This is a genomic window from Tessaracoccus defluvii (assembly GCF_014489575.1).
Lineage (GTDB): Bacteria > Actinomycetota > Actinomycetes > Propionibacteriales > Propionibacteriaceae > Arachnia > Arachnia defluvii.
The window spans coordinates 2,767,651-2,790,416 of the sequence record NZ_CP060789.1 but is presented as its reverse complement, the minus strand read 5'-3'; the positions used below and the strand labels follow the sequence as shown (position 1 = coordinate 2,790,416).

Here is a 22,766-nt window from a genome sequence, read left to right as displayed (position 1 = left end):
GGGTCGGAAGGCCTTTCGACGACCGTCCGCCGCCCACCGGACTGAGCCTGGAGCGCACACCCGGCGGACCCGCCACGCTCTGATCAGTACCACCGCACACCCCGAAGGGAACGCTCATGAACCTGTTCGACCACCTCAGCGGCCTGGCCTACAAGGCCCTCAACAACAAGACCGCCGCCCCGGCGAAGACCGCTGGCGGCCAGACTCCGGATTGGACGAGCGCCCTGCGGGGCACGGTCGAGGGGCTCACACGCCCGTCCGCCGCGCCCCCGGCAGCAGCCTCGCGACCGGTGGGACCGACCCCCCCGTCGGAGGACGACCCGGCCGCCAGTGCGGCAGTGGCCCGCTACGACTACCTGCTGCGGACAGCGGAGCCCGCCCAGCTGGAGCGGATCCATGCGGAAGCGTTCGCCCGGCTCACCCCGGAACAGCGCGACCAGCTCCACACGCGACTCCGCACCGAACTACCCCCGAAGAGCAGCCACGCACGTCGCAGCCGGCGGATCTTGCCCGCACCGCCACCCGCGCCGAGGCCGCCCGGCCCGGTGTCCTAGCTGGGATTCTTGCGCGCACCCCTCTCCCCGGCGCGGCCATGACCGGGCAGGGGCTCGGAGCGGCCGCCGCGGGTGCAGGCGGCGGGCTGCTGATCGCCGTGGCCGGCGGCGCGGCACTCAGCGCGGTTGCCGCCCCGCTCCTCGGTGAAGCCCTCGCCGCCGGTGTCGATTTCGATGCCTTGGCGGGCTCAATCGATCTGGCAGGCTTCACCAGCGGTGTCGAGGATCTGACCACGGGGGCCGCAGACCTGGCTGGCGGGGCGACTGAGGCCGCCGCCGGGGCAGCGGACCAGATTGCCGGATTGAGCCAAGACGTCAGTAGCGCGGGAGAGCAGCTCGCCCAGCTGGAGATCCCGGGCTGGGGGAAGATTTTCGGGAACTGACTCTCCGGCGGGAGTCTCGCCAGCTGGTCGAGAAGGCCGAGGTCGCTGGAGAATCTACCGACCTGCGCCCGCGCGGCGATCAGGGGTTGCCGACGGGCAGAACCGCCTTGCGGGAGTCGGCCGACTGGTGATGCTTGTGACCAGTTCTGCCCTTGCAGCGGCCGTGGAGGCGGTCACCCTCCTGCATTAGAAGGGTAACTCGCGTATCCTTCTTCGTATGAACGACGGCGGCTGGACCTTTCTGTCCAACTACGGACACGTGCTCGTCGCACTGTCCATGAACCCGGACGCGCGCATGCGCGACATCGCTGACATGGTCGGAATCACGGAGCGGGCGGTGCAGCAGATCGTCCGAGAACTCGTCAACCAAGGCTACGTCACCAAGGACAAGGAAGGCCGGCGCAACCGCTACCACATCGCCCACCACGCTCACCTGCGGCACACGCTCGAAGCGGGGGTCAGCCTGGGCGAGTTCGTGGCGCTGGTCAGGCGACCGGTCGACCGGGCGCGGCTGCCCCGCCCTGCCTCCCTCATTGAAGTGCCCGAGTGCCCCCAGCTCTGAATCCTTCCCTACGTCGTACTGCCGGCAGCCTGAACGCGAGCGCTCCAAGCGGCGGGAGAACGACAGGCGACTCTCGGTGAGGTCGCGGGACTCTCTTGGGCAGGCCCGGGCCAGCGCGAAGTGGTGGTGGACCTGCGCGTGTCCTGCAGTGCCGTCGCGGAGAATGCCCAGGGCCGCGATGTCACTGGCCGAGGAGGGTCTGTGCTCGCTATGCGTCGATACCCGTAGGTGCCGTCAGAGGCCGTGAAGAAGTGCCGGACCCGTGCAGCCAGTGCTTCCCGGCGCGCGGCAGTGGCTGACTGCGGGCGCTTGAGCCAGTCGTAGAAACCCGAGGTTGACACCGCCAACCACAGGCACATCTTCCACACCGGGGTCGTCTCGGTCGGGTCGTTTCGGAGGGAATCGATGTACTCGTACTTGCCTACTACCGCGGTTCCCTCGCGAAGTAGGCCGCGGCTTTTTTAGGAACGCCGTCTCCGCACGGAGCTCCTGATTCTCCCGCTCGAGCTCCTTCAACCGAGCACGCTCGGTGACCGTCAGCTCTGTCTCGGTGCCCCCGTGCGTGTTGCGGTACTTGATCAGCCAGTTGCGCAGCGTCTCCGGGCCGACACCGTAGGCCTCAGCGACCTCCCGGATCGGTTTCGAGGTCGAGATCACCTCCTGGCACAGCTCGTCCTTGAACTCCTGGCTGAATCGCCGTCGTGATGCAGTCATCCTGCCGATCTCTCTTTCAGTAGCGCCCTCAGCTTAAGAGGGCCCACCGTCCGAAATCCCTAGGCCGCCCAGTCCTTTGGGACCTGGAGTCCGCCCTTGAGACGGTGCTCACCGAGCCGCTGCGTGCGGACTACCGGGCACTCGTCGAGCAAGCGCGCGAACGCCTCCAGGATGGCTGAGGTCAGCCGGCCCTTGCGCGACGTGAGTGAGGACGCGGAGGTGCGGCTCCCGGGTTGTGCAGGGATGGTGTCGGCTAGCGGACGAACACAGGGGTGGTGCGCGTCGAGCGGGCCTCGTCGAGGACGTAGCCGTCGGCGCTGAACTCGGAGACCTTCGCGGCGCTGCGGACGCGGTGGCGGACCAGCCAGGCCGCCATCGTGCCCCGCGCCCGCTTCGCGAAGAAGCTGACGACCCGCGGGTTTCCCTTGGGGTCGCGGTCCTCGAAACGTGGGGTGACCACCGTCGCGTCGAGGTCATCAAGGCGCAGCACCTTCGCGTACTCGGCGCTCGCGAGGTTCACCAGCACCGGGGCGCCGGGGCTGGCGGCGAGATCGTCGGCCAGCAGGTCGGTGACCCGCGTGCCCCACCAGTCGTACAGCGACGCGCCGCGCTCCGTGGCCAGCCGGGTGCCCATCTCCAGCCGGTGCGGCTGGATCAGGTCGAGCGGCCGCAGCAGGCCGTAGAGACCCGACAGGATCCGCACCGTCTTCTGCGCCTCGGTGAGGTCCCGGGTGTCGAAGCTCGCCGCGTTCAGGCCCTGGTAGACGTCGCCGTTGAAGGCGAGGATCGCCTGCCGCGAGTTGCGCGGCGTGTGCTCGTCGCTGTATTCGAGGTAGCGGGTCGCGTTCAGGTGGGCCAGATCGTCGGAGATGTGCATGAGCGACGCGATGTCCGCCGGGGACTTTCCTCGCATGACGTCGATCAGGCCCGCCGACTGCTCCAGCAGCCGCGGCTGGGTGTGCTTCCGCGTCGCCCTCGGCGAGTCGTAGTCGAGGGACTTGGCGGGGACAGGACCGTGAGCATGGCCGCGTCAGGCGTCGGGGCTGTTGCTGGAGATCCCCGGGCGGCCGTCGTGGACGATCTTCCCGGGGTTCAGGTTGTTGCCAGGGTCGACCCCCTCGAACAGCTTGCGCTGGATGAACACGCCGGCCGGCGAGATGTCCTGCTCCATCCACGGGCTGTGCTCCTCGCCGACGCCGTGGTGGTGCGAGACGGTGCCGTGGAAGTCCATGAACGACTGCTGCACGACCCGCTTGGCCTCGTCGTAGGTGCGCTCCGCATTCTCCGACGAGTCGTTGATGGCGAACGTGAAGTACTGGCAGGCGCCCGAGTGGTACGAGTGGCTCAGGTGGCAGAACAGCACGCCCTGCACCCCGAGTTCGTCCATCTTCGCGTGGAACGCGGCGACGGTCTTGGTGTGGATCTCCGCCGCGTAGGCCCAGGGCGTCGTGGTCTCGGACACGTCGCAGACGAGGCCGCGGTCGAGCATGAAGTCACGCAGGTACGGGGTGTCGTACTTCTTCTGGTCGTACAGCGTGCCAGGGCCCTTGCCGACGCCCATGCCCCCGTGCTCCTTGACGATGCGGCCGACGAGGCCCCGCTCGTAGCGGACGTGGCTCGTGCTGCCCTCGAACCCGACGAAGCTCATCGCGATCTGCTCGAGGTCCCAGCCCTTCTGGACCATCAGCTTCTGGATGGCCTTGTTGACGTACGAGCTGACCTTCCCGGACTTCTTGCCGTTGGCCATGATGTACCGCGTCTCGACGGCGTCGGAGACGCGCGCCATCATGACGGCCGCGTCGGAAGAGACGATCGCCTCGCAGGCCTTCAGGCCTGCCTCGTAGGTCGGGAAGAAGTAGGCCTGCAGCTCGCGGACCTCGGGGATGCGGTGGACGTTGACCCACGCCGACGTGATGACGCCGAGGCGTCCCTCGGAGCCGAGCACCATCTCGCGGACGCTGGGGCCCGACGACGACGACGGCAGCGGCCGCAGCTCCAGCACCTGACCGGGCATGACCATGGTCAGGCCACGGCAGATGTCGGCGATGTCTCCGTACTTGTCGGACTGCATGCCCGACGAGCGGGTCGCGATCCAGCCGCCGAGCGTCGACCAGACGAACGAGTCGGGGTGGTGGCCCATCGTCCAGCCGCGGGCCTTGAGCTGGTCCTCCATGTCCGGGCCGAAGACGCCGGCCTGGATGTGGGCGAGCCCGGACACCTCGTCGATCTCGAGGACCTTGTTGAGACGGCCGAGGTTCACGGACACGACCTGGCGGGTCTCGCCCGGTTCCGCCTCGAGGGCCGCGACGATGTTGGAGCCGCCGCCGAAGGGGATCAGCACACCGTCGGCCGCGACGACGGCGTCGACGAGCGCCTCGACCTGGGCCTGGTCAGCGGGGTAGAGCACGACGTCGGGGACCCGGCCGAGGTCGCCGCGGCGCACCCGCATCAGGTCGCGCACCCCCTTGCCGAAGGCGTGCACGACGCGGGTCATGTCGTCGGTCTGCACGTAGCGCTCGCCGAGGATCGCCACCAGTGCGGCCCGCAGGTCGTCGCTGAGCTGCGAGGCGGGCACGTTGAGCGTGTCGAAGTCGGGGATCGGCTGGACGGTCTTCGTGACGTCCACGCCCACCATCTTCTTGACGAAGGCGGGGAACTTCGGCTTGTCCTCGTAGCGGTACGCCTTGTCCTCCTCGCCCCAACCCCACCACTTCTGCTGCTTGACGCCTTCGATCACTGGTCCTCCTGCTTATCGGCGTGTTCCTTGGCGTCTTCGACAAGTGCGCCAATCTCGGTCTGCTTCGCCCGTTCGAGGGCGTCGGTCCGCTCGTACTCGGCAAGAGTCTTCTTACCGTATGCGCGGGCAGTCGTGTCGTGCAGTTCCAGTACCTGGCGCCGCATCCGTTCGTTGAACTCGTGGGCGATCTCGCCAGGATGCGGCAGCATCGGCCTTCCGAAGACCACGTGAACCTCCGGTCGTCCACTGGGGAGCGACTTCTGGTTCGACGGCCACGCCGCGTACGCGCCCACGAGCGCGACGGGCAGCGCAGGGACGCCGCGGGAGATGCACATGGAGGCCACGCCGGGAATGAACGGGGCCATGGAGCCGGTCCGGGAGCGGGTGCCCTCGGGGAACAGGAGGATCGGGACGCCGTCGGTCAACAGCTGCGACGCCATCCCTCGTTTGCCCTTGCCGCCCTTGCCGCGGTCGACGGCGAACGCGTTCATGAACAGGCTCATCGCGCCCGACTTGACCCAGTTGCCGAAGAAGAAGTCGCCGGCCGCGCCGGTCGCGACGTAGCGGGAGAGCCGGTTGGGCATGGTGCACAGGATCAGCGGTGCGTCGAGGTGGGACGAGTGGTTGCCGAAGACGGCGAATGCGCCCTCCAGGCCGTCCAGGTTCGACAGGCCGTGCACATGGATCTTCAGCAGGCGCGTCAGGGCGGGTTTCAGCAGCAGGAACTGCGCCGTCTGCCGGGTGGTGGCATGCAGCTTGGAGGTGTAACGCTTCGACGCGTCGTCCTTTGCCACGTCAGTGCTTCTTGCGCGACGCCGTCAGTTTCGCCGACACGAAGCGGGTGATCGCCCGGGGACCGTGGTCGGCGACGACCATGGCGGCCCGCCACTTCCAGTCCGGGATGGACTCGATGCGGCCGCGCTCGGCGTCGGCGAGGCAGGTGCGGACGAGCTTGTCCGGGTCGATCCAGACGATGTTGGGCAGCTTGCTGGCGTTGATGCCGGCGCGGCCGTGGAACTCGGTGCGCACCCAGCCGGGCAGCAGCGCCGTCACCTTGACGCCGGAACCCTGCAGTTCCATGGCCAGCGACGTGGAGTAGGTGCGGGCCCACGCCTTGATGGCCGAATAGTTGCCGGTGAAGATCGAGGCCGAGCTGGAGGCGACATTGATGATGTGGCCATGGCCCCTACCGCGCATGGCGCGGCCGGCGGCGCCGCCGAGGACGAGAACGGCGAGACACATCACGTTGAGGGCCTTGGCGTGGGTGTCGACGTCGTCCGGATCGAGCACCGTCGAGTGGAGACCGAAGCCCGCGTTGTTGACGACCCAGTCGAGGGGCCGCTTCGGATCCTCGATGCGCTCGGCGACCCGTTCCATGTCGGCGCGCTCGGACAGGTCGGCCGTGATGATCTCGACGTCGACGCCGTGGACGGTGTGCAGTTCGGCCGCGACCGCTTCGAGGCGGGCCGTGTCGCGGGCAACGAGGACGAGATCCACGCCGCGGCTGGCGAACTCACGCGCGAAGGCGTGACCGATGCCGGACGTGCCACCCGTGATCAGAGCAGAAACCATGAACCCAAAGGTACGCCACCGCGCGACTGGCTGCCGAAGCGGCGGGCGTCGTCCGCGACCGGTTGTGGGCCCCGGACAAGGGGAGCGCGTAGAGGTTGTCCGTCTCACACAAGCATCCGCGGGGCCCCTACCAGGCGCCGGCCGGGAGAGCCGGCGCGGGGGGCCAGCAGGTGGCGTCGATGCCGGCCGCAGCGGTCTTGACGGCCGCGGCCTCGGCCGCGATCTCGCCCGACACATCCGGGAGCGTGAAGAAGCTGACGAGTGCGAAGAGGAAGCTGACGATCGCGACGATGAGGCCGATGACGGCGCCGACTCCTGTCCAGCCGGTCGCCAGCGCGACGACAAGGCCGGCGAGGGCGATCACGAGGCCCCCTGTCGCGACCAGGCCGCCCACGATGTAGCTCTGCAGGACCTCGTCACAGTTCCGGGCACCCTCGATGAGCCGGCTCAGTCCGCTCTGCAGCTCCCGGACCTTGCCCTCCAGTGGCTGGATCTTCGCCTCGTACAGCTGCTGGTTGGTGGAGACCCAGTCGCCGCGGTCGCCCATCATCGTCGACACGTCGAGGTCGGCCAGGAGCTTCGTGAAGTCGATCGCCTCGAACGCGTCGGCCGCGCCACGCAACGACTTGGCTGTGACGACCATGCCGCACTCCTCCTCGCAGACGGTGATGAAGTTGTTCGCCTCCTGCTGGAGCTCACCGAACTTCAGCTGGGCCTCCTGGCGCTTCCGCTCGACGTAGTCCTGGTCCCAGAAGATGATCCTCTTGGCCGCGGAGGCTGCGCCGTCGATCACCCCTGGCACGCGGGGTAGTTCGCGATTGAAACCGTCGATGATCTTCTTCAGTTCCGCGACGTAGGTGTCCTCGTTGCTCACAGTCGTGCCCCTCTCACAGATCCAGGTCCTGGATGAGTTTCTCGATCTCATTGGCGATGCCTTCGTTGGCCGCCTCGGTGCGCAGATACTCGCGCCCCGTGGTGACGATCGCCTCGCGCAGCGCGTCGAGGAGCTTGACCCCGGCTTCCGCGCCGTTCGGCCCGGAGGTGAGGCTGGTCACCATCTCGTCGTAGGCCGGCTTGAACGGGTAGAAGTGGTAGCTCTCGTCCCAGTCGTAGGTGACGGCCGCGATGTCGCGGCTGATGCAGTCGAGCTGCTCGGCGACCGATTCGAGTTTGGACTCCTGCTCCCTGAACCAGCTTCCCTTGAACTTCAGCGTCTCGTAGCTCATGGCCTCTCCCTGTACTCGTTGATCGCCTCCGCCAGGAGCCGGTGCTCACGATGGAGCACGCCCAGTCGGCCGGCCGGCGTGTCGCGTGGCGTCGCGTCGAGGTACTGATTGAGGGCGGACAACAGGGCCCCCTCGATGCGGACCGGATCCGCCGCCAGCAGCGTCGGGTTGACGGCGATGTCGACGAGCTGACCGTCGCGGGTCTCGACGACGACATGGCGGTCGATGTCGTGGAACTGTTCGGTCTCCGGTTCCTCCGGTGGCCCCTGTTCGAGCAGCCGCGTCGCGTCGGCCAGGAGGGACCAGGCCTGTTCCGCGAGGTCCGCGGCGCGCGCTCCGAGATCGTTCGCCACCGACGGGGGTATCCGTAACCGCCCCGTGCCTGCTGCCTCGGCGCCGCCGAGCCGTGTCGCGGTCAGGAACTGTTCGCTGAACGACGCCAGTGCCGCGGTCCCGAAGTGTTCGGCGGGCACCGACTCATGCCAGCCGTCCGCGATCCGCACGGACTCCACACGGAGGCCATCGAACGTGAAGGCGACGAGGTACTCGATTGGTTCAACCACGGACGCAGGCTAACAACGCGGTGGCTCACGGGGTGGCAGAATGTGCCCGTGACGACCCCGGGATCTGAGCCGACGCTGTGGCGCGTCGCGGCAGTGCTGTGTGGTGTGGCGGCAGCGCTGCTGGTCTGGCTCGCGGTGACGGCGCCGGCCGAGCCGGCCTTCTTCCGGGTGCTGGTCGCAGTGGCTGCGCTGGGCCTGATCCTCGTGTGTGGGCTTGTCGTCGCGCAGGTCCGGGGCTGTCGCCGGGTCCGCGATGGGCGGCGGATCGCGTCGCTGATCGCGGGGGCTGTCGCCGGGGCTGCGGTCGTCGCCATCGTGCCGGCCGTCGGCGGGTTCGCCCGCCCCTTGGGGGAGACGACGGCGACTGTCGTGCAGGTCGCGTTCGCCCTGGGGGGCGTGGGTATCGCGGCCATCGGCATCTGGGGGTTCGTGCGCCGCGGATGAACGACGAAGGGGGCCGCCACGGATCCGTGGCGGCCCCCTTCGTCGGCGGTCAGCGGGAGATGACCTCCAGGGTCTCCTGCGCCATCTCCAGTTCCTCGTTCGTGGGGATGACGAGCACCTTGACGGGCGAGTCCGCCGTCGAGATCTCGCGGGCCTGCTTCGAACGCTGCAGGTTGGCCTCCTCGTCGAGGATGAGGCCGAGGTGCGCGAGGCGGCGCACGACAGGGCCGCGCACGTGGTCGGCGTTCTCGCCGATGCCGGCCGTGAACACGATCGCGTCGAGGCCGCCGAGGATGGCGATGTACGAGCCGATGTAGCTCACCAGGCGGTGCACGTAGATGTCGAGGGCGAGCTTGGTGCGCTCGTCGCCTGCGGCGATCTGCGACTTCACGTCGCGCATGTCGGTGTAGCCACACAGGCCACCCATGCCGGACTGCTTGTTCAGCAGCGTGTCGACCTCGTCGATCGACATGCCGTTGCGGACCAGGAAGGCGTGTAGGCCGGGGTCGACGTCGCCGGAGCGGGTGCCCATGACGAGGCCCTGCAGCGGGGTCAGGCCCATGGACGTGTCGACGGCGACGCCGCCGTCGACCGCGGAGATCGAGGCGCCGTTGCCGAGGTGGCAGACGATGATCTTGGTGTCCTCGATCGGGCGGCCGAGGTACTCGGCGGCCTTGCGGGACACGTAGCTGTGCGAGGTGCCGTGGAAGCCGTACTTGCGGATGCCGAACTTCTCCGCCACCGCGGTGTCGATCGCGTAGGTGTAGGCCTCGGCGGGGAGCGTCGCGAAGAAGGCCGTGTCGAAGACGGCGACGTGCGGAACCTCAGGCAGCACGGCCTGCGCGGCACGGATGCCGGCGATCGCGGGCGGGTTGTGCAGCGGCGCCAGGCCGGAGAGCTCCTCGAGCTTCGCGACGACGCCCTCGTCGATCAGCACCGACTCGACGAACGTCGAGCCGCCGTGGACCGTGCGGTGGCCGACGGCGCCGACGCCCTCGAGGCTCGGGCCGTGGTCCGTGAACATCTTGACGACGGCCGCGACGGCCTCTGTGTGGTCAGCGAAGGGGCGCTCGTCGTGGAACTCGGCCTCGCCGACCTCGTGGTCGATCGTGGACACCTCCTGCCCGATCCTCTGCACCAGCCCGACCGCGAGGGGGCTCGCCTGATCCGGGTCGAGGAGCTGGTACTTGATTGACGACGATCCGCAGTTGAGCAGGAGGATCGGCTGGGCCATGACGGACGGTTCCTTAGGGGTTGAGCTGTCTGACCGCGGCGGGAGGCCCCCGCCGCGGCCCTGGCGGACCTTACTGGTCCTGTGCCTGGATGGCGGTGATGGTGATCGTGGAGACGATGTCGTCGACGAGGGCGCCGCGGCTCAGGTCGTTGACGGGCTTCCGGAGGCCCTGCAGCACCGGGCCGATGGCGACCGCACCGGAGGTGCGCTGCACGGCCTTGTAGGTGTTGTTGCCGGTGTTGAGGTCCGGGAAGATGAACACGGTCGCGCGGCCCGCGACCTCCGAGCCGGGCATCTTCTTCTGCGCGACGGTCATGTCCACCGCGGCGTCGAACTGGATGGGGCCCTCGACCTTGAGCTCCGGCGCACGCTCGCGCACCAGGCGCGTCGCCTCGCGGACCTTGTCGACGTCGGCGCCCTGGCCGGAGTCGCCGGTCGAGTAGGACAGCATCGCGATCCGCGGCTCGATGCCGAAGTTGACGGCGGTCTTGGCCGACGAGATCGCCACGTCGGCGAGCTGCTCGGCGGTCGGATCCGGGTTGACGGCGCAGTCGGCGTAGACGAGGACGCGGTTGCTCATGCACATCAGGAACGAGCCCGACACGACGCTCAGGCCGGGGACCGTCTTGATGAACTCGAGCGACGGGCGGATCGTGTTGGCGGTCGTGTTGATGGCGCCGGAGACCATGCCGTCGGCCATGCCGAGGTGGACCATCATCGTGCCGAAGTAGGACAGGTCCTTGAGTTTGGCGGCCGCCTGCTCCAGCGTGACGCCCTTGTGGGCGCGCAGCCGGGCGTATTCCTCGGCGAACTGACGCGTCAGCTCCGGATCCTCCGGGTTGACGACGGTCGCCTCGGACAGGTTCAGGCCCAGCTCCGTGGCGCGCTGGCTGATCTTCGCGCTGTCGCCCAGCAGGATCAGGTCGGCGACCGAGCGCTGCAGCACCTCCGCGGCCGCGGTGAGGATGCGGTCGTCGGCCGCCTCGGGCAGCACGATCCGCTGCCGGTTGGCGCGCGCCTGCTGCATGATCTGGTACTCGAACATCGTCGGGGTGCGGATCTCGGTGCGCTGGAAGTCGATGGCGGCCAGCAGGGCCGACTCGTCGACGTGCTCGGAGAACAGGGTCCGCGACACCTCGATCTTGCGGGCCGACCCGGTCGACGTGCCACGCACGTCCTGCAGGGCGACCGCTGTCGAGAACGTGTCCCCCGACGTGACGGCGATCGGCAGATCGATCGCGGAGTCGGAGAAGAGACGCGACACCGACTCGGGGATCTCGAAGCCGCCGGTGAGCACCAGCGCGGCGAGCGGCCCGTAGTCGGGGGAGCGGTGGGCCATGATCAGGCCCGGAAGCAGGTCGAGGCGGTCGGCCGGTAGAATCACCGTGGCCTCGCGCTTCAGCCGCGGCAGCAGGTTCGGCAGCGTCATGCCGCCGACGATGGTGTGCAGCGACTCGACGGCGCTGAAGTCGGCCCGGCCGAGCCACTGCGTGGCGTCGACGGCGGCGAACTGCGCGGCGACGGACGGGGCGCCCAACACCGCGTTGACGGGAAGCACCGAGACGACGGCCTCCTCGCGGACCCCCGTGAGGGCGGCCCTGACGGCGTCGACCGCGGCCGGGTCGGTGTGCGTGGCGACCAGGCCGATGACGTTGTTGTGGGACGCCTCGAGCACCTCGACGGCGTTCTCGGCGATGCGGGCAACCTGCTCCGGGGTGCGTCCCGAGGCGCGGCCGACGAACAGGACCGGCGAGTTGAGGTTCGCGGCGATCTTCGCGTTGGTGGCGAGCTCCGACGAGGAGTCGAGGTCCTCGTAGTCGGAGCCGAGGATCACCATGGCGTCGCGCTTCTCCGCGAGGGCGCTGTACTTGGCGACGATGACGTCGATGGCGTGGTCGGGGTCCTCGGCCCATTCGGCGTACGTCACGCCGACGGTGTTCTCGAGGGTCTGGTTCACGCCCTTGAGGGAGATCATGGCCTCGGTCACGGCGTCGGAGGAGACCGACTGCACGAGTGGGCGGAACACGCCCACCGAGCGGACCTGGCGGGCGAAGAGATCGACGAGGCCAAGCGCAATAGACGACTTGCTGACCTGCCGCTCCGACGAGGCAATGTACACACTCTTAGTCACGGGGTCACCCTACCTTGCCCGATGCGTCCGGCCCGCCTCGAGGGGGAGCGCGCGGGGAGGGTTGAGCATCTGCCCGGCTCCGGGAACGCATTGGTCCTCCGCTGTAGCCTCGGGCCATGCGTCTTTCCGTGCTTGATCTCATCGACGTCCGGACCGGCCAGACCGCGGCCCAGGCGCTGCGCGCCAGCCGCGACCTGATCGAGGCCGCCGACCGCCTCGGCTACCACCGGTACTGGGTCGCGGAGCATCACAACACCCCCGCCGTCGCATCCACCTCGCCCGCCATCGAGCTGATGTACCTCGGGCAGAACACGAGCAGGATCAGGCTCGGCTCCGGCGGCGTCATGCTGCCCAACCACTCGCCGCTGGCCGTCGCGGAGCAGTTCGCTCTCCTCGCCAACGTCTACGGCGACCGCATCGACCTCGGTCTCGGTCGCGCGCCCGGCACCGATCCCGTCACGTCGGCCGCTATCCGCGGCCAGCTGACCGGCTCGCACTACGTCGGCCCCGACGGTCGTCCCGTCGACCCGGTGGAGGAGTTCCCGCGGCACGTCCGCGAGATCCAGGCGCTGCTGTCGGCCGAGGGTGCCGCCGTCCGGCTGCCGCGGGGGCAGGTCCGCGAGCTGCGTCCCGCGCCGGACCTGCCGCATCCGCCGCAGATCTGGCTGCTGGGCTCCAGCGACTACTCGGCGCAGTTGGCCGCCTCGCTGGGGATGCCCTACGTCTTCGCGCACCACTTCTCCGGCCAGGGCACCCGTCGCGCGCTCGACCTGTACCGCGGCGAGTTCCAGGCCGCTACCCCGGCGCAGACGCCCATCACGTTCCTGTCGGTCAACGTCTCCGTCGCGGAGGACGAGCAGGAGGCGTGGGAGCTGGCCGAGCCGCACATGGTCTCCATGGCCCGGCTGCGCACGGGGGCAGGTCTGGATCCGGCGCCGCTGGTCGGCGCGCATGCCCGCTCGCTGCTGACCGACCACTTCCGTGACGTGATCGCGCCGACGGTGGACACGTGGGCGGTCGGGACGCCGGCACAGGTCGGCGACCGGCTGCGCCGGCTGGCGGACGAGTTCGAGGTGGACGAGGTCATGCTGCACCTGGTGGCCGGGGCGCGCCCGGAGGATGCGCCGGACGTGTGGCCGGCGCGCAGGCGGACGTTGGAGCTGCTCGCCGGCGTCCTCTGACGGGGCCGGCTACGCGCGGAACTCGACCGCCAGCCAGGCGGCCGTCGCTCCCACCTCTGCCGCCGCCGACTCCAGCGCCGCGTCGAGCTCCGCCGATGCAGGCGCTGCCGTCAGGCCCAGCCGCTCGGCCAGGTCGGAGACCGTGCGCGCCATGCGCACGTCGCGCTGCGTGACGCCGCCCGCGTCGTGCGAGGTCAGCGTCACGATGACCGACGGGTACCGCAGCACGATGTCGGGGTGGTGGTTCGCGGCGTCTGCCGCCTCGGCGATGCCCGCGACCAGCTCCGCCCCCGTCGCGAAGTCAGGGGAGGAGAAACGGGCCAGCAGGGTGTCGCCCGCCAGGTGCCAGTCGGCGAGGCGGGCGGTGGCGATCTGGGAACTGCTCAACGTGTCCATGACCCCACTGTGCCCCTGACGGTCCCGCGGATCTGCAGGACCGCGGATCAGGCGTCGCGGTCGGGGCGGCTGTAGCCGGCGTCGCGGAGGTCCTCGGTCAGGTGGTTGACCTTCAGCCCCGCGTCATCGATGAGGCCCGAGCGGCTGGCGCTGCGCGCCACCATGGTCGCCGAGACGGGCGCCGTCAGCAGCTGCAACACCACGATGAGCAGGCACAGCCCCGCGGCCCACCACGTGCGGAGGCTGAACGCGACGCCCAGCGTGACCGCGATGATCCCCAGGACCTGCGGCTTGGTGATGGCGTGCATCTTCGTGAGCACATCGGGGAAACGTCGCAGCGCGATGGCCGCACCGAGGCACAGCAGGGCCCCGATGAGGATGAACAGCGCGCCGATCAGATCGAACACCTCAGCCATGGTCCCCTCCGCTCTGCCTGCCGCGTCGCATCGAGTTCCGCTCGCCCACCATCCTGGCGATCGAGACGGCGCTCGTGAAGCCGAGCATGGACAGCAGCGCCACGACCAGCAGTTCGGTCGACAGCCCCCGCCAGGCCGTCCACAGGCCCAGCGAGGCGACGACGACGGCGACGATCAGGTCGGCCGCCACCGAACGGTCGAGCTGGCTCGGCCCGGCGGCGATGCGCGTCACGCCGATCAGGGCGGCGATCAGCAGCGCCACCGCGGCCAGCGACATGATGAGGTCGGTCGCCAGTGTCACGTCTCCTCCACCTCCAGTTCGGGATCCTCCAGCGGTTCCGGCCGGGTGCCGACGGCGGCCCGCGCGGCGTCAAACGCCTCGATCTGCTGTCGTGAGCCGAAGGCCCGCACCACCCGCGACTCGACGCCGTACGACATCTCCTGCACCTGTTCGACGGCGTCGTCGGCGATCAGGTCGATGACGTGCAGGTACAGCCGGCGCGGGTTCCTGACCACCTCGATGACGACGGTGCCCGGCACCAGCGAGATCATCTCGGCGACCTGCACCTGGTACAGGTCGTCGTCGGTGAGAAGGTCGACGCGCACGACGCCTGCGTTGAGGTTCACCTTCCTGGCCAGCACCAGCTGCATGACCCGCAGCGACGACTTCGTCAGGTCGAAGATCAGCCTGGAGATCAGGATGGCGATGCCGACGGGGCGCAGGCGCCCCTGCCAGTGCATCGGGGGCAGCGGGAAGAACACGCCGATCAGGTACCCGAGCAGGATGCCCGACACGATGACCAGCGGCGAGACCGACCCCCACAGGATCACCCAGACGATCGCCAGGGAGGCCGTCGACAGCGGCCGGAAGCGGAACCGCTGCCGCAGCGGGGTCCCTGTCCTACTGCCACTCCTCATCGGATCCCCTCCGGAAGGACGACGCTGACCAGCGACCCGTCGCGCAACGCGGTGGCGGCCGCCGTCGCGTACTCGTAGAGGGGACCGGCGAAGATCGTCAGCGCGATGCCGAAGGCCAGGAGCCCGAGGGTGGCGCCCACCTGCAGCGGCGGCATCGGACGGGTGTCCTCGTCCTCGTCGTAGTCCTCCTCGGCGGCGCTGGCCTCCTTCCGCCGCTCCTCCGCGGGGCTCACGCCCCAGAACGCACGGTTCCACACCTTCGCCATCGCGATCAGCGTCAGGAGGCTGGTCACCACGCCGCCGACGACGGCGGCCCACGCGAGCGGGGTGCCGAGCGCGACACCCGCCTGCAGCAGGCCGAGCTTGCCGATGAACCCGGACAGCGGCGGGATGCCGCCGAGGTTCATTGCAGGCACGAAGAACATGATCGCCAGCACCGGCGCCGTCTTCATGAGGCCGCCCAGGCCGTCCAGCGACGACGTCCCGCCGCGGCGCTCGATGAGCCCGGTGACCAGGAACAGCGTCGCCTGGATGGTGATGTGGTGCGCCGTGTAGAAGATGGTGGCAGCCAGCCCCTCGTCGGTGTTCAGCGCGATGCCGAACATCATGTAGCCGATGTGGCTGATCAGTGTGAACGACAGCATTCGCTTGATCTCGACCTGCGCGAGCGCGCCAAAGATCCCGATGACCATGGTCAGGACAGCGGCCACGAGCAGCAGATCGTTGAGCTGGCCCTCCGGGAACAGCAGCGTCTCGGTGCGGATGATCGCGTAGATGCCGACCTTGGTGAGCAGGCCCGCGAAGACGGCGGTGACGGGCGCTGGCGCCGTCGGATACGAGTCGGGCAACCAGCTCGACAGCGGGAAGACGGCCGCCTTGATCGAGAACGTGACCACGAGCAGCACCTCGAGCAGCAGCTGCACGGGGCTGGTCAGGTCGCGCAGGCGGATCGACAGATGCGCCAGGTTGACGGTACCGGTGGCGGCGTAGACGGCGGCGATCGTGATGAGGAACAGCGACGAGCTGAGCAGCGACACGACGACGTAGGTGGTGCCGGCCCGCACCCGGTCGCCGGTACCGCCGAGCGTCAGCAGGACATACGACGCGAACAGCAGGATCTCGAATCCCACGAACAAGTTGAACAGGTCGCCGGCCAGGAAGGCGTTGGAGACACCGGCCACCAGCAGCAGGAACGTCGGGTGGAAGATCGACACCGGCGTCTCCCGGCGGATCTCCTCCTTGTCCTGTCCCGTCGCGAAGAGCAGGACCATCAGCGCCACGAACGACGCCACCAGCAGCATCAGGGAACTCAGCCGGTCGGCGGTCAGGGCGATGCCGAGCGGGGCGTCCCAGCCGCCGAGCCACAGCGCCAGCGGACCCTGCGTGTGCGTGTGCCACATCAGGACGGCCGAGACCGCGACGATGCCGCTGAGGCTGACGACGGAGACGAGGCGCTGGACCCCGGGGCGGCGGGGCAGCGTCAGGGCGACGGCGGCGCCGAAGATGGCCAGCAGGACCGGCACGGGCAGCAGATCGGTCATTCGGTCACCGCCCCCGGGATGTCCGTGGAGAAGGTGGTGTCCTCGTACGACTCGGACGTCCCGTCCTGGTCGGCGAGCTCGCGGATGCGGGCGTCCTCGACGTCGTCGGCGACCTCGTCGTGTCCGTCGAGCTGGAAGCTGCGGTACGCCAGCGTCAGGACGAACGCGGCGACCGCCATGGTGATGACGATGGCCGTCAGCACCATCGCCTGCGGCAGCGGGTCGGACGGCGGCTCGTCGGAGATCCCGATGATCGGCGGGGCACCTGGCTTGCCTGCCGCCACCAGGAAGAGCATGTTGACGCCGTTGCTGATCAGCAGGACGCCGAGCAGAATGCGGGTCAGGGAACGCTCGAGCAGGAGGTACACGCCCGCGGCGACGAGGATGCCCGCGGTGACGGCGAGCAGCAGGTTGGCGGTCATGCGCGGCCCCCGAAGCGGGCGGGGACGGCCTTGGTCGAGTCGGGCAGCGGCACCGGGGCGATCTCCTCCGAAGAGTGTTGGTCGATGCCGGAGCCGAGGCTGCGCGCCACGTCGAGGAGCATGCCGACGACGACGAGGTACACGCCGATGTCGAAGATGGTCGACGAGACGATGTGCAGCTCACCCAGGACGGGGATGTGGAGCTCGAGGTCGTAGCTCTGGAGGACGGCGCCGCCCAGCAGCATGGGGCTGACGGCGGCGAACAGCGCCGTCAGGAGACCGCCGCCCAGCAGGTGACCCGCGTCGAACGGTGCGGCCTCGTCCAGCTCGTGGCGCCCGGCCGCGAGGTAGCGGATGATCAGGGCCATGCCGGCCACCAGTCCGCCGGCGAAGCCGCCGCCCGGCCAGTTGTGCCCGGCGAACAGCAGGTAGATCGAGAACACGATCATGACGCCGAACAGCATCCGCGTGGTCACCTCGAACACCAACGAGCGGACCATCGGCGACAGCGTCTGGCCGGCGCGGAGCCACACGCCGGGGGAGGTGTCGGCCTGCGGCTCATCGGGCCGGGAGGCGAACACCTGCTTCGTCGTGGCGACGGTGTTGATGCGGGAACGCAGGAAGATGAGCGACGCGACGCCGGTGGCGGCGATCACCAGAACGGAGATCTCGCCGAACGTGTCCCAGGCGCGGGTGTCGACGAGCGCGACGTTGACGACGTTCTTGCCGTAGCCGAACTCGTAGGCAGCCTCGTGCCAGAGTTCCGAGACCGGGTCGGCGACCCGGGCCCCCACCGACACGAGCCCGATGAGGGTCACGACGGTGCCGACGGTGATCGCCAGCAGCACCCGCCACCACCGGCTGGAACTCAGGGGCCGGTTGGTGAAGTAGCGGGGGAGCTTGCGCAGGACCAGCACGAACACGATCAGCGAGACCGTCTCCACCAGCACCTGCGTCAACGCCAGGTCCGGCGCGCCGCCGATCGCGAACAGCAGCGCCAGCCCGTACCCGGTGACCCCGACCAGCAGCACCGCGCGGATCCGGCCCCGCGACCAGGCCGCGAGGATCGCCGCGACGATCATCACGGCGCAGATCAGCAGCTGCGGCCAATAGTCGAACAGCCGGTACGAAGGCCAGGTCAGGATCTTCGACAGCGCGTACAGCGACAGGGCCGACAGCGTCACCAGGATCGTGCCCAGATAGATCGGCAGCGAGCCGCGCTGCGAGCGCGCCGTCACCTCGACGGCGATGCGGTCGATGCCCAGCATCGAGCGGTGGTACAGGTCGTCCGCCGTCACGGTCTGCGGGAACGTCTCCTGGATCTCGGCGATCCTGTCCCGGAAGAGGAACAGCAGGACGCCGGCGACGAGCGCGATCACCGTCATGAACAGCGGCCACGTGAATCCGTGCCACAGGGCAAAGCCGTGCGACGGTTGGCCAGCGTCAACGGTGTCGGAATAACCCTTCAGGATCGCCGTCAGCTGGCCGCCGAAGAACCCGAAGACGAGGCCGGCCGTGCCAAGCACGATCGGCACCGAGGACATGCCGGCGCCGGGCCGGTGCCACGTCAGCACCGGGGCGCCCTCCTTGCTGGCGAAGGCGCCCCACCACCAGCGCAGCGAGTAGGCGACCGTGAGGGCCGATCCGAAGACCAGCGCGACGTCCATGGCCGCGGCCGCGAGTGGCGAGATGCCCTCGACGTCGCCGCTGATCAGGAACACGATCGACTCGAACGCCGCCTCCTTGGTGAGGAAGCCCACCAGCGGCGGCATGCCCGCCATCGACATCGCCGCCAGGCCGCCGACGACGGCGAGCCACGGGACGCGGTAGCCGACGCCGCTCAGCTCGCGCAGGTCACGGGTGCCCGCCGAGTGGTCGATGAGGCCCACGCACATGAACAGGGTGGACTTGAACAGGGCGTGCGCGATCACCATGCCGATGCCGGCCAGCGCGCCGGACTCGGTGCCGATTCCCAGCAGCAGCACCATGAAGCCGAGCTGCGAGACGGTGCCGTAGGCCAGCAGCAGCTTCAGGTCGGTCTGCCGCAGGGCGCGCCAGCCGCCCAGGATCATCGTGACGGTGCCCAGCACCAGCACCGCCGGCCGCCAGAACGGTGCGTCGGCGTAGGCGGGCGCCAGGACGGCGACGAGGTAGACGCCGGCCTTCACCATGGCGGCCGCGTGCAGGTAGGCGGAGATCGGGGTCGGCGCGGCCATCGCGCCGGGAAGCCAGAAGTGGAACGGGACGAGCGCCGACTTGCTGAGCGCCCCCACGAGCATGAGCAGCGCGCCGATGGTGGCGAGGGTCCCGGTCGGAGGATCGGCGACGATCTCGGCCAGCGAGAGGGTTCCGGTCAGGGAACCGGTGGTGACGATGCCGACGAGCATCGCCAGCCCGCCCGTCGTCGTCACCACGAGGGCGGTGTGGGCGGCGCCACGGTTGGCGCGGCGGGTCGGGTCGTGCCCGATGAGCAGGTAGGAGAAGACAGTCGTCAGCTCCCAGAAGACGAACATGACGACGAGGTTGTCGGCGGTGACGAGCCCCAGCATCGTGCCGGCGAACAGCGTGAGGATCGCCGCGGAGCGGCCGGAGGTGAGCCCGCCGAAGTACCAGCGGCTGTAGATCAGGACCAGGAAACCGATCCAGCTGACAATCATCGCCAGCACCCACTGGACGACGCCCATCCGCAGCGTCAGGTCGACGCCCAGGGAAGGGATCCAGGAGTAGGTCTCGACGTAGACGCCGCCGCCGATGATCCGCGGGGCCTGGGCCGTCAGCCAGATGGCTGCGGTGAGGGGGGCCAGCGCCAGGACGAAGAAGACGCGGGCTCCCATCTTCCGGAGCAGCGGCGTGGTGAGGGCGCCGAGCACCGCATGGGCGGCGATCAAGGCATAGAGCACGCCAGGTCCCTTCGCGTCGGGGTCGTGGTGGCAGGGTCAGAATACCGGCAGGTGACAACCCTGGATATGCCGTCGCCCGCAAATGGGCAGGAGAGCGGAATCTCAGCCCAGACGTGCCTGCAGCCAGGCGAGATCGGCAGCGTGCTCGGCGATCCCGCCGGGGGTCTCGAGGATGGTGGGGGCCTGCGCCTCCGTGACGATCCGGACGATGGCGTCGCCGTCCGCGAGCCCCTCCCCGAGATTGGCGTGGCGGTCGGCGCCGCTGCCGGCCTCGTCGCGCGAGTCGTTGCAGTGGACGACGTCGATCCGGCCGGTGATCGCCGTCATCCTGCCGACGAGGCCATCGAGTTCGAGGCCGGCGGCGTGGGCGTGACAGGTGTCGAGGCAGAACCCGACGCGGTCGATGTTGTCGGACCCGGCGAGGGCCTCCCACAGCCGCTCGATGGCCTCCAGGTGGCGGGCCATGGCGTTGTTGCCGCCCGCGGTGTTCTCGATGAAGATCGGGACCGGCAGTTTCAGGCCGTCGACGGCCTTGCGCCAGTTGGCGAAACCGACCGCCGGGTCCTCGTCGGCCGTGACGTGGCCGCCGTGGACGATCACACCCAGGGCGCCGATCGCGGCCGCCTCGTCGACGGTCTGCTGCAGCAGCTTGCGGGAGGGGATGCGGATCCGGTTGTTCGTCGAGGCGACGTTCAGCGTGTAGGGAGCGTGCACGACCAGCACGACGTCGGCGGCCGCCGCGGCCTCCTGCAGGGCTGCGGCGCCGTCGGGGTACAGCGTCGCTGGCTTCTTCCAGCTCTGCGGGTCGCCGAGGAACACCTGCACGACCCCGGCGTCGAGCGCGGCGGCCTCGGCGAGCGGGTTGACGGAGTCGACGTGGGCACCGAGGCGGAGAGTCATGTTCCCACCCTAGCCGCGGGGGCCGCCGTCAGCGGCGGTAGAAGACGGCGGTGACGACCCGGGCGCCGAGCGTCAGTCCGCTGAACAGCAGGGTCGCGCCGAGGATCGGCCACAGCCCGATCCCGGCTGCCAGCTGGGGGCCCGACTCGCGGGTGACGAGGAAGACCCCGCCGCGCAGGCCAGCAGCGTCAGGTTCACCTGGCCACCGACCCCGGACAGATAGGCCCGGTCGGCAGCGGCGGAGAAGGGGCGGACGTTCACGGTGAGCGTCCCGTCCTCCAACTGCTCGCCGATCCGCGAGATCCGCCGGGGAAGCCGGGCGAGGACGGGCAACAGGGTCGCGAGCTGGTGGGTCAGCTGCTCCTGCGCGGCCTCGCGCCCGACGAGCGTGCGCGCGATGTCGGCGCTGTGCAGCCGGGCGACGCCGATGAGGTCGATGTCGTCGTCGATCAGGCGCAGGGTGCCGTCAAGGGTGGCCATGGTGCGGAACACGGCCGCCAGCTGCGGTGGGACGCGGAAGCCGTGGCGCACGACGACGTCCAGGAGGTCGGTGAACAGTGCGCCGGACGCGCCGGCGCCGTCGCCGAGGCGCAGGATGATCCGGCCGAGGTCGCGCTCCAGTTCGCGGTCATCGAGGTCGGCGGGCCGGTCAAGCAGGTCGATGAGGGTGTCGGTGGCGGCGATCGAGTCCTGCCGGTCGACGGCGTAGAGCAGCAGGACGAGGGCGTTGCGGGTGGGGCGGTCCAGCCGCCCGACCGACCCGAAGTCCAGCAGCGCGAGGTCGTCGTCCTCCGTCAGGATGACGTTGCCGGGATGCAGGTCGGCGTGGAAGACGCCGTGGACGAAGATCTGCCGCAACACCTGGCTGAGCAGCCGCTCCGCCAGTTCGGCGCGTTCTGCGTCGGTCAGCCGTCCGAGCTCGGCGGCCGCCGACGACAGGGGGAGGCCGGCGATGCGCTGCATCACGATGACCCGTTCCGAGCTGAGGTCCGTGTGGACCTTCGGGACGATCAGGTCGCTCGCGGCGCCGACGCCACGCATGTTGGCGACCTCCACCCTGTAGTCGAGCTCCTCGTGCAGGGAGGCGGCGAAACCCTCGACCAGCGCGACGGCCCCGATCCTCCTGCCCCAGTCTGTCTGCCGCTCGAGCCGGGAGGCGATCCGACGCAGGATGTCGAGGTCGGCCGTCACCTGGGACCGTGCCCGCGGACGCTGCACCTTCACGAACACTGCGGTGCCGTCGGCGAGCCGGGCGGCGTGGATCTGCGCGACGGACGCGGCGGCGAGCGGAGTGGTGTCCAGGTCGGCGAACACCTCGTCCAGCGGGGCGGAGAGTGACTCCTCGACGACGGGTCGGACCGCCTCCCACGGCTCTGCCTCGACCTGGCTGTGCAGCTTCGACAGCTCCTGGACGAATGGCCCCGGCAGCAGGTCGGCACGGGTCGCCAGCATCTGACCGAACTTGACGAACGTGACCCCGGCATCGGTGAGGCCCCTGCGCAGCGAACGGGCAGCGCGGGAGGTCTCGTCGGCGCTCCTGGGCGCCGGGCCGAGGTAGGCCGTGAGCCCGCGTCGGACCCCGATCCACCAGATCTCCAGGTATCGCCTGGTCCGACGCACCGCGGCGGGGAAACCGGTGACCAGGCTCGTGGCGGTCGGCACCGAGCGGGTCGGGAGCAGCGCCTCGAGCACGGCCAACACGACGAGCTCCCCGGCGATGAGGCAGCCGCCGATCACCAGCACCACCAGCACGACGGGGAGGGCCGGCCTCCGCTCGTCGATGTGGAGCCCGGCCCACAGGGTCTCGAGGAGGGGGCTGGCCGCGAGGTAGACCAGCGTGCTGATGATCACGACCCGGCCCCAGCCGACCGGGACGCCGAGGAGGCGTCTCGCCACGACGAAGAGCAGCGCGATGTTGATGATGGCCCCGACGATCATGTCAGTCCCCCTCGGGTCGGCTGCGGCCAGTCTG

22 protein-coding genes and 2 pseudogenes are annotated in these 22,766 nt (G+C 69.5%); 5 read left to right on the top strand and 19 right to left on the bottom strand.

Annotated features, from left to right (window positions below; translation table 11 throughout):
* Window positions 1-116 precede the first annotated feature (116 nt).
* The 3 genes from H9L22_RS13280 to H9L22_RS13270 all read left to right on the top strand — a co-directional run bounded on the left by H9L22_RS13280 (window position 117) and on the right by H9L22_RS13270 (window position 1,499).
* Window positions 117-554 carry a hypothetical protein gene (locus H9L22_RS13280; RefSeq protein WP_187720346.1) on the top strand — a complete coding sequence of 146 codons (438 nt, stop codon included), beginning with the start codon at window positions 117-119 and terminating at the stop codon, window positions 552-554.
* Between the two features lie 38 nt (window positions 555-592).
* A complete protein-coding gene (locus H9L22_RS13275) occupies window positions 593-937 on the top strand; it encodes a hypothetical protein (protein WP_187720345.1) in 345 nt (114 codons plus the stop codon).
* A gap of 217 nt (window positions 938-1,154) precedes the next feature.
* Window positions 1,155-1,499, top strand: a complete 345-nt coding sequence (locus H9L22_RS13270; protein WP_187720344.1) for a MarR family transcriptional regulator — start codon at window positions 1,155-1,157, stop codon at window positions 1,497-1,499.
* 209 nt (window positions 1,500-1,708) lie between these two features.
* Here the strand turns inward: H9L22_RS13270 and H9L22_RS13265 are convergent.
* The 8 genes and pseudogenes from H9L22_RS13265 to H9L22_RS13230 form a co-directional block, all read right to left on the bottom strand.
* Window positions 1,709-2,213 (bottom strand): annotated as a pseudogene (locus H9L22_RS13265) (transposase); the annotation flags it as partial.
* A 253-nt stretch (window positions 2,214-2,466) separates the two neighbouring features.
* Window positions 2,467-3,207 (bottom strand): annotated as a pseudogene (yaaA, locus tag H9L22_RS13260) (peroxide stress protein YaaA); the annotation flags it as partial.
* 36 nt (window positions 3,208-3,243) lie between these two features.
* A complete protein-coding gene (locus H9L22_RS13255; RefSeq protein WP_226965857.1) occupies window positions 3,244-4,950 on the bottom strand; it encodes an FAD-binding oxidoreductase in 1,707 nt (568 codons plus the stop codon).
* A complete protein-coding gene (locus H9L22_RS13250; protein WP_187720342.1) occupies window positions 4,947-5,744 on the bottom strand; it encodes a lysophospholipid acyltransferase family protein in 798 nt (265 codons plus the stop codon). The genes H9L22_RS13255 and H9L22_RS13250 overlap by 4 nt, the downstream gene beginning before the upstream one ends.
* 1 nt (window position 5,745) lies before the next feature.
* The gene (locus H9L22_RS13245; protein WP_187720341.1) at window positions 5,746-6,522 is read right to left on the bottom strand and encodes an SDR family NAD(P)-dependent oxidoreductase; all 777 of its coding nucleotides are present in this window, start codon (window positions 6,520-6,522) and stop codon (window positions 5,746-5,748) included.
* 127 nt (window positions 6,523-6,649) lie between these two features.
* Complete coding sequence (locus H9L22_RS13240) at window positions 6,650-7,396, bottom strand: hypothetical protein (RefSeq protein WP_187720340.1); 747 nt, start codon at window positions 7,394-7,396, stop codon at window positions 6,650-6,652.
* Between the two features lie 13 nt (window positions 7,397-7,409).
* Window positions 7,410-7,748: a hypothetical protein gene (locus H9L22_RS13235; protein ID WP_187720339.1), complete on the bottom strand. Its 339-nt coding sequence runs from the start codon at window positions 7,746-7,748 to the stop codon at window positions 7,410-7,412.
* On the bottom strand, window positions 7,745-8,311 hold the full coding sequence (locus H9L22_RS13230; protein ID WP_187720338.1) for a hypothetical protein: 567 nt from the start codon (window positions 8,309-8,311) through the stop codon (window positions 7,745-7,747). Before H9L22_RS13230 ends, H9L22_RS13235 begins: the two co-directional genes overlap by 4 nt.
* Before the next feature lie 48 nt (window positions 8,312-8,359).
* On the opposite strand from H9L22_RS13230, the gene H9L22_RS13225 reads away from it, so the two are divergent.
* Complete coding sequence (locus H9L22_RS13225) at window positions 8,360-8,755, top strand: hypothetical protein (protein ID WP_187720337.1); 396 nt, start codon at window positions 8,360-8,362, stop codon at window positions 8,753-8,755.
* A 49-nt stretch (window positions 8,756-8,804) separates the two neighbouring features.
* Here the strand turns inward: H9L22_RS13225 and H9L22_RS13220 are convergent, their stop codons facing one another.
* Window positions 8,805-9,989, bottom strand: a complete 1,185-nt coding sequence (locus tag H9L22_RS13220; RefSeq protein ID WP_187720336.1) for an acetate kinase — start codon at window positions 9,987-9,989, stop codon at window positions 8,805-8,807.
* Window positions 9,990-10,059: 70 nt separating this feature from the next.
* A complete protein-coding gene (gene pta / locus H9L22_RS13215) occupies window positions 10,060-12,120 on the bottom strand; it encodes a phosphate acetyltransferase (protein ID WP_187720335.1) in 2,061 nt (686 codons plus the stop codon).
* 116 nt (window positions 12,121-12,236) lie between these two features.
* On the opposite strand from pta, the gene H9L22_RS13210 reads away from it, so the two are divergent.
* A complete protein-coding gene (locus H9L22_RS13210; protein WP_187720334.1) occupies window positions 12,237-13,301 on the top strand; it encodes an LLM class flavin-dependent oxidoreductase in 1,065 nt (354 codons plus the stop codon).
* 9 nt (window positions 13,302-13,310) lie between these two features.
* Here H9L22_RS13210 and H9L22_RS13205 read toward each other — a convergent pair whose 3' ends face one another.
* The 9 genes from H9L22_RS13205 to H9L22_RS13165 form a co-directional block, all read right to left on the bottom strand.
* Window positions 13,311-13,697, bottom strand: coding sequence for a 4a-hydroxytetrahydrobiopterin dehydratase (locus H9L22_RS13205; protein WP_187720333.1), 387 nt, complete (start codon window positions 13,695-13,697; stop codon window positions 13,311-13,313).
* Between the two features lie 47 nt (window positions 13,698-13,744).
* Window positions 13,745-14,113 carry a monovalent cation/H(+) antiporter subunit G gene (gene mnhG, locus H9L22_RS13200; protein ID WP_187720332.1) on the bottom strand — a complete coding sequence of 123 codons (369 nt, stop codon included), beginning with the start codon at window positions 14,111-14,113 and terminating at the stop codon, window positions 13,745-13,747.
* Window positions 14,106-14,414 carry a monovalent cation/H+ antiporter complex subunit F gene (locus tag H9L22_RS13195; RefSeq protein ID WP_187720331.1) on the bottom strand — a complete coding sequence of 103 codons (309 nt, stop codon included), beginning with the start codon at window positions 14,412-14,414 and terminating at the stop codon, window positions 14,106-14,108. The genes mnhG and H9L22_RS13195 overlap by 8 nt, the downstream gene beginning before the upstream one ends.
* Entirely contained in the window at window positions 14,411-15,031 is a 621-nt protein-coding gene (locus tag H9L22_RS13190; protein WP_187720330.1) for a Na+/H+ antiporter subunit E, read from the bottom strand. Before H9L22_RS13190 ends, H9L22_RS13195 begins: the two co-directional genes overlap by 4 nt.
* Window positions 15,028-16,572 carry a Na+/H+ antiporter subunit D gene (locus H9L22_RS13185; RefSeq protein ID WP_187720329.1) on the bottom strand — a complete coding sequence of 515 codons (1,545 nt, stop codon included), beginning with the start codon at window positions 16,570-16,572 and terminating at the stop codon, window positions 15,028-15,030. Before H9L22_RS13185 ends, H9L22_RS13190 begins: the two co-directional genes overlap by 4 nt.
* Window positions 16,569-16,994 (bottom strand): Na(+)/H(+) antiporter subunit C, encoded by a 426-nt coding sequence (locus H9L22_RS13180; RefSeq protein ID WP_187720328.1) that lies wholly within the window; start codon window positions 16,992-16,994, stop codon window positions 16,569-16,571. The genes H9L22_RS13185 and H9L22_RS13180 overlap by 4 nt, the downstream gene beginning before the upstream one ends.
* Window positions 16,991-19,894 (bottom strand): Na+/H+ antiporter subunit A, encoded by a 2,904-nt coding sequence (locus H9L22_RS13175; RefSeq protein ID WP_187720327.1) that lies wholly within the window; start codon window positions 19,892-19,894, stop codon window positions 16,991-16,993. Before H9L22_RS13175 ends, H9L22_RS13180 begins: the two co-directional genes overlap by 4 nt.
* 102 nt (window positions 19,895-19,996) lie before the next feature.
* Window positions 19,997-20,794: a deoxyribonuclease IV gene (locus tag H9L22_RS13170; RefSeq protein ID WP_187720326.1), complete on the bottom strand. Its 798-nt coding sequence runs from the start codon at window positions 20,792-20,794 to the stop codon at window positions 19,997-19,999.
* Window positions 20,795-20,866: 72 nt separating this feature from the next.
* Entirely contained in the window at window positions 20,867-22,732 is a 1,866-nt protein-coding gene (locus H9L22_RS13165) for an ABC1 kinase family protein (RefSeq protein WP_187720325.1), read from the bottom strand.
* Between the last annotated feature and the right edge of the window lie 34 nt (window positions 22,733-22,766).

Bases quoted from the DNA above. Each gene is read 5' to 3' on its own strand.
- H9L22_RS13280 (WP_187720346.1), top strand. From the start codon at position 117: ATGAACCTGTTCGACCACCTCAGCGGCCTGGCCTACAAGGCCCTCAAC.
- H9L22_RS13275 (WP_187720345.1), top strand. From the start codon at position 593: ATGACCGGGCAGGGGCTCGGAGCGGCCGCCGCGGGTGCAGGCGGCGGG.
- H9L22_RS13270 (WP_187720344.1), top strand. From the start codon at position 1,155: ATGAACGACGGCGGCTGGACCTTTCTGTCCAACTACGGACACGTGCTC.
- H9L22_RS13245 (WP_187720341.1), bottom strand. From the start codon at position 6,522: ATGGTTTCTGCTCTGATCACGGGTGGCACGTCCGGCATCGGTCACGCC.
- H9L22_RS13235 (WP_187720339.1), bottom strand. From the start codon at position 7,748: ATGAGCTACGAGACGCTGAAGTTCAAGGGAAGCTGGTTCAGGGAGCAG.
- H9L22_RS13220 (WP_187720336.1), bottom strand. From the start codon at position 9,989: ATGGCCCAGCCGATCCTCCTGCTCAACTGCGGATCGTCGTCAATCAAG.
- H9L22_RS13210 (WP_187720334.1), top strand. From the start codon at position 12,237: ATGCGTCTTTCCGTGCTTGATCTCATCGACGTCCGGACCGGCCAGACC.
- H9L22_RS13205 (WP_187720333.1), bottom strand. From the start codon at position 13,697: ATGGACACGTTGAGCAGTTCCCAGATCGCCACCGCCCGCCTCGCCGAC.
- mnhG (WP_187720332.1), bottom strand. From the start codon at position 14,113: ATGGCTGAGGTGTTCGATCTGATCGGCGCGCTGTTCATCCTCATCGGG.
- H9L22_RS13190 (WP_187720330.1), bottom strand. From the start codon at position 15,031: ATGAGGAGTGGCAGTAGGACAGGGACCCCGCTGCGGCAGCGGTTCCGC.
- H9L22_RS13185 (WP_187720329.1), bottom strand. From the start codon at position 16,572: ATGACCGATCTGCTGCCCGTGCCGGTCCTGCTGGCCATCTTCGGCGCC.
- H9L22_RS13180 (WP_187720328.1), bottom strand. From the start codon at position 16,994: ATGACCGCCAACCTGCTGCTCGCCGTCACCGCGGGCATCCTCGTCGCC.
- H9L22_RS13170 (WP_187720326.1), bottom strand. From the start codon at position 20,794: ATGACTCTCCGCCTCGGTGCCCACGTCGACTCCGTCAACCCGCTCGCC.
- H9L22_RS13165 (WP_187720325.1), bottom strand. From the start codon at position 22,732: ATGATCGTCGGGGCCATCATCAACATCGCGCTGCTCTTCGTCGTGGCG.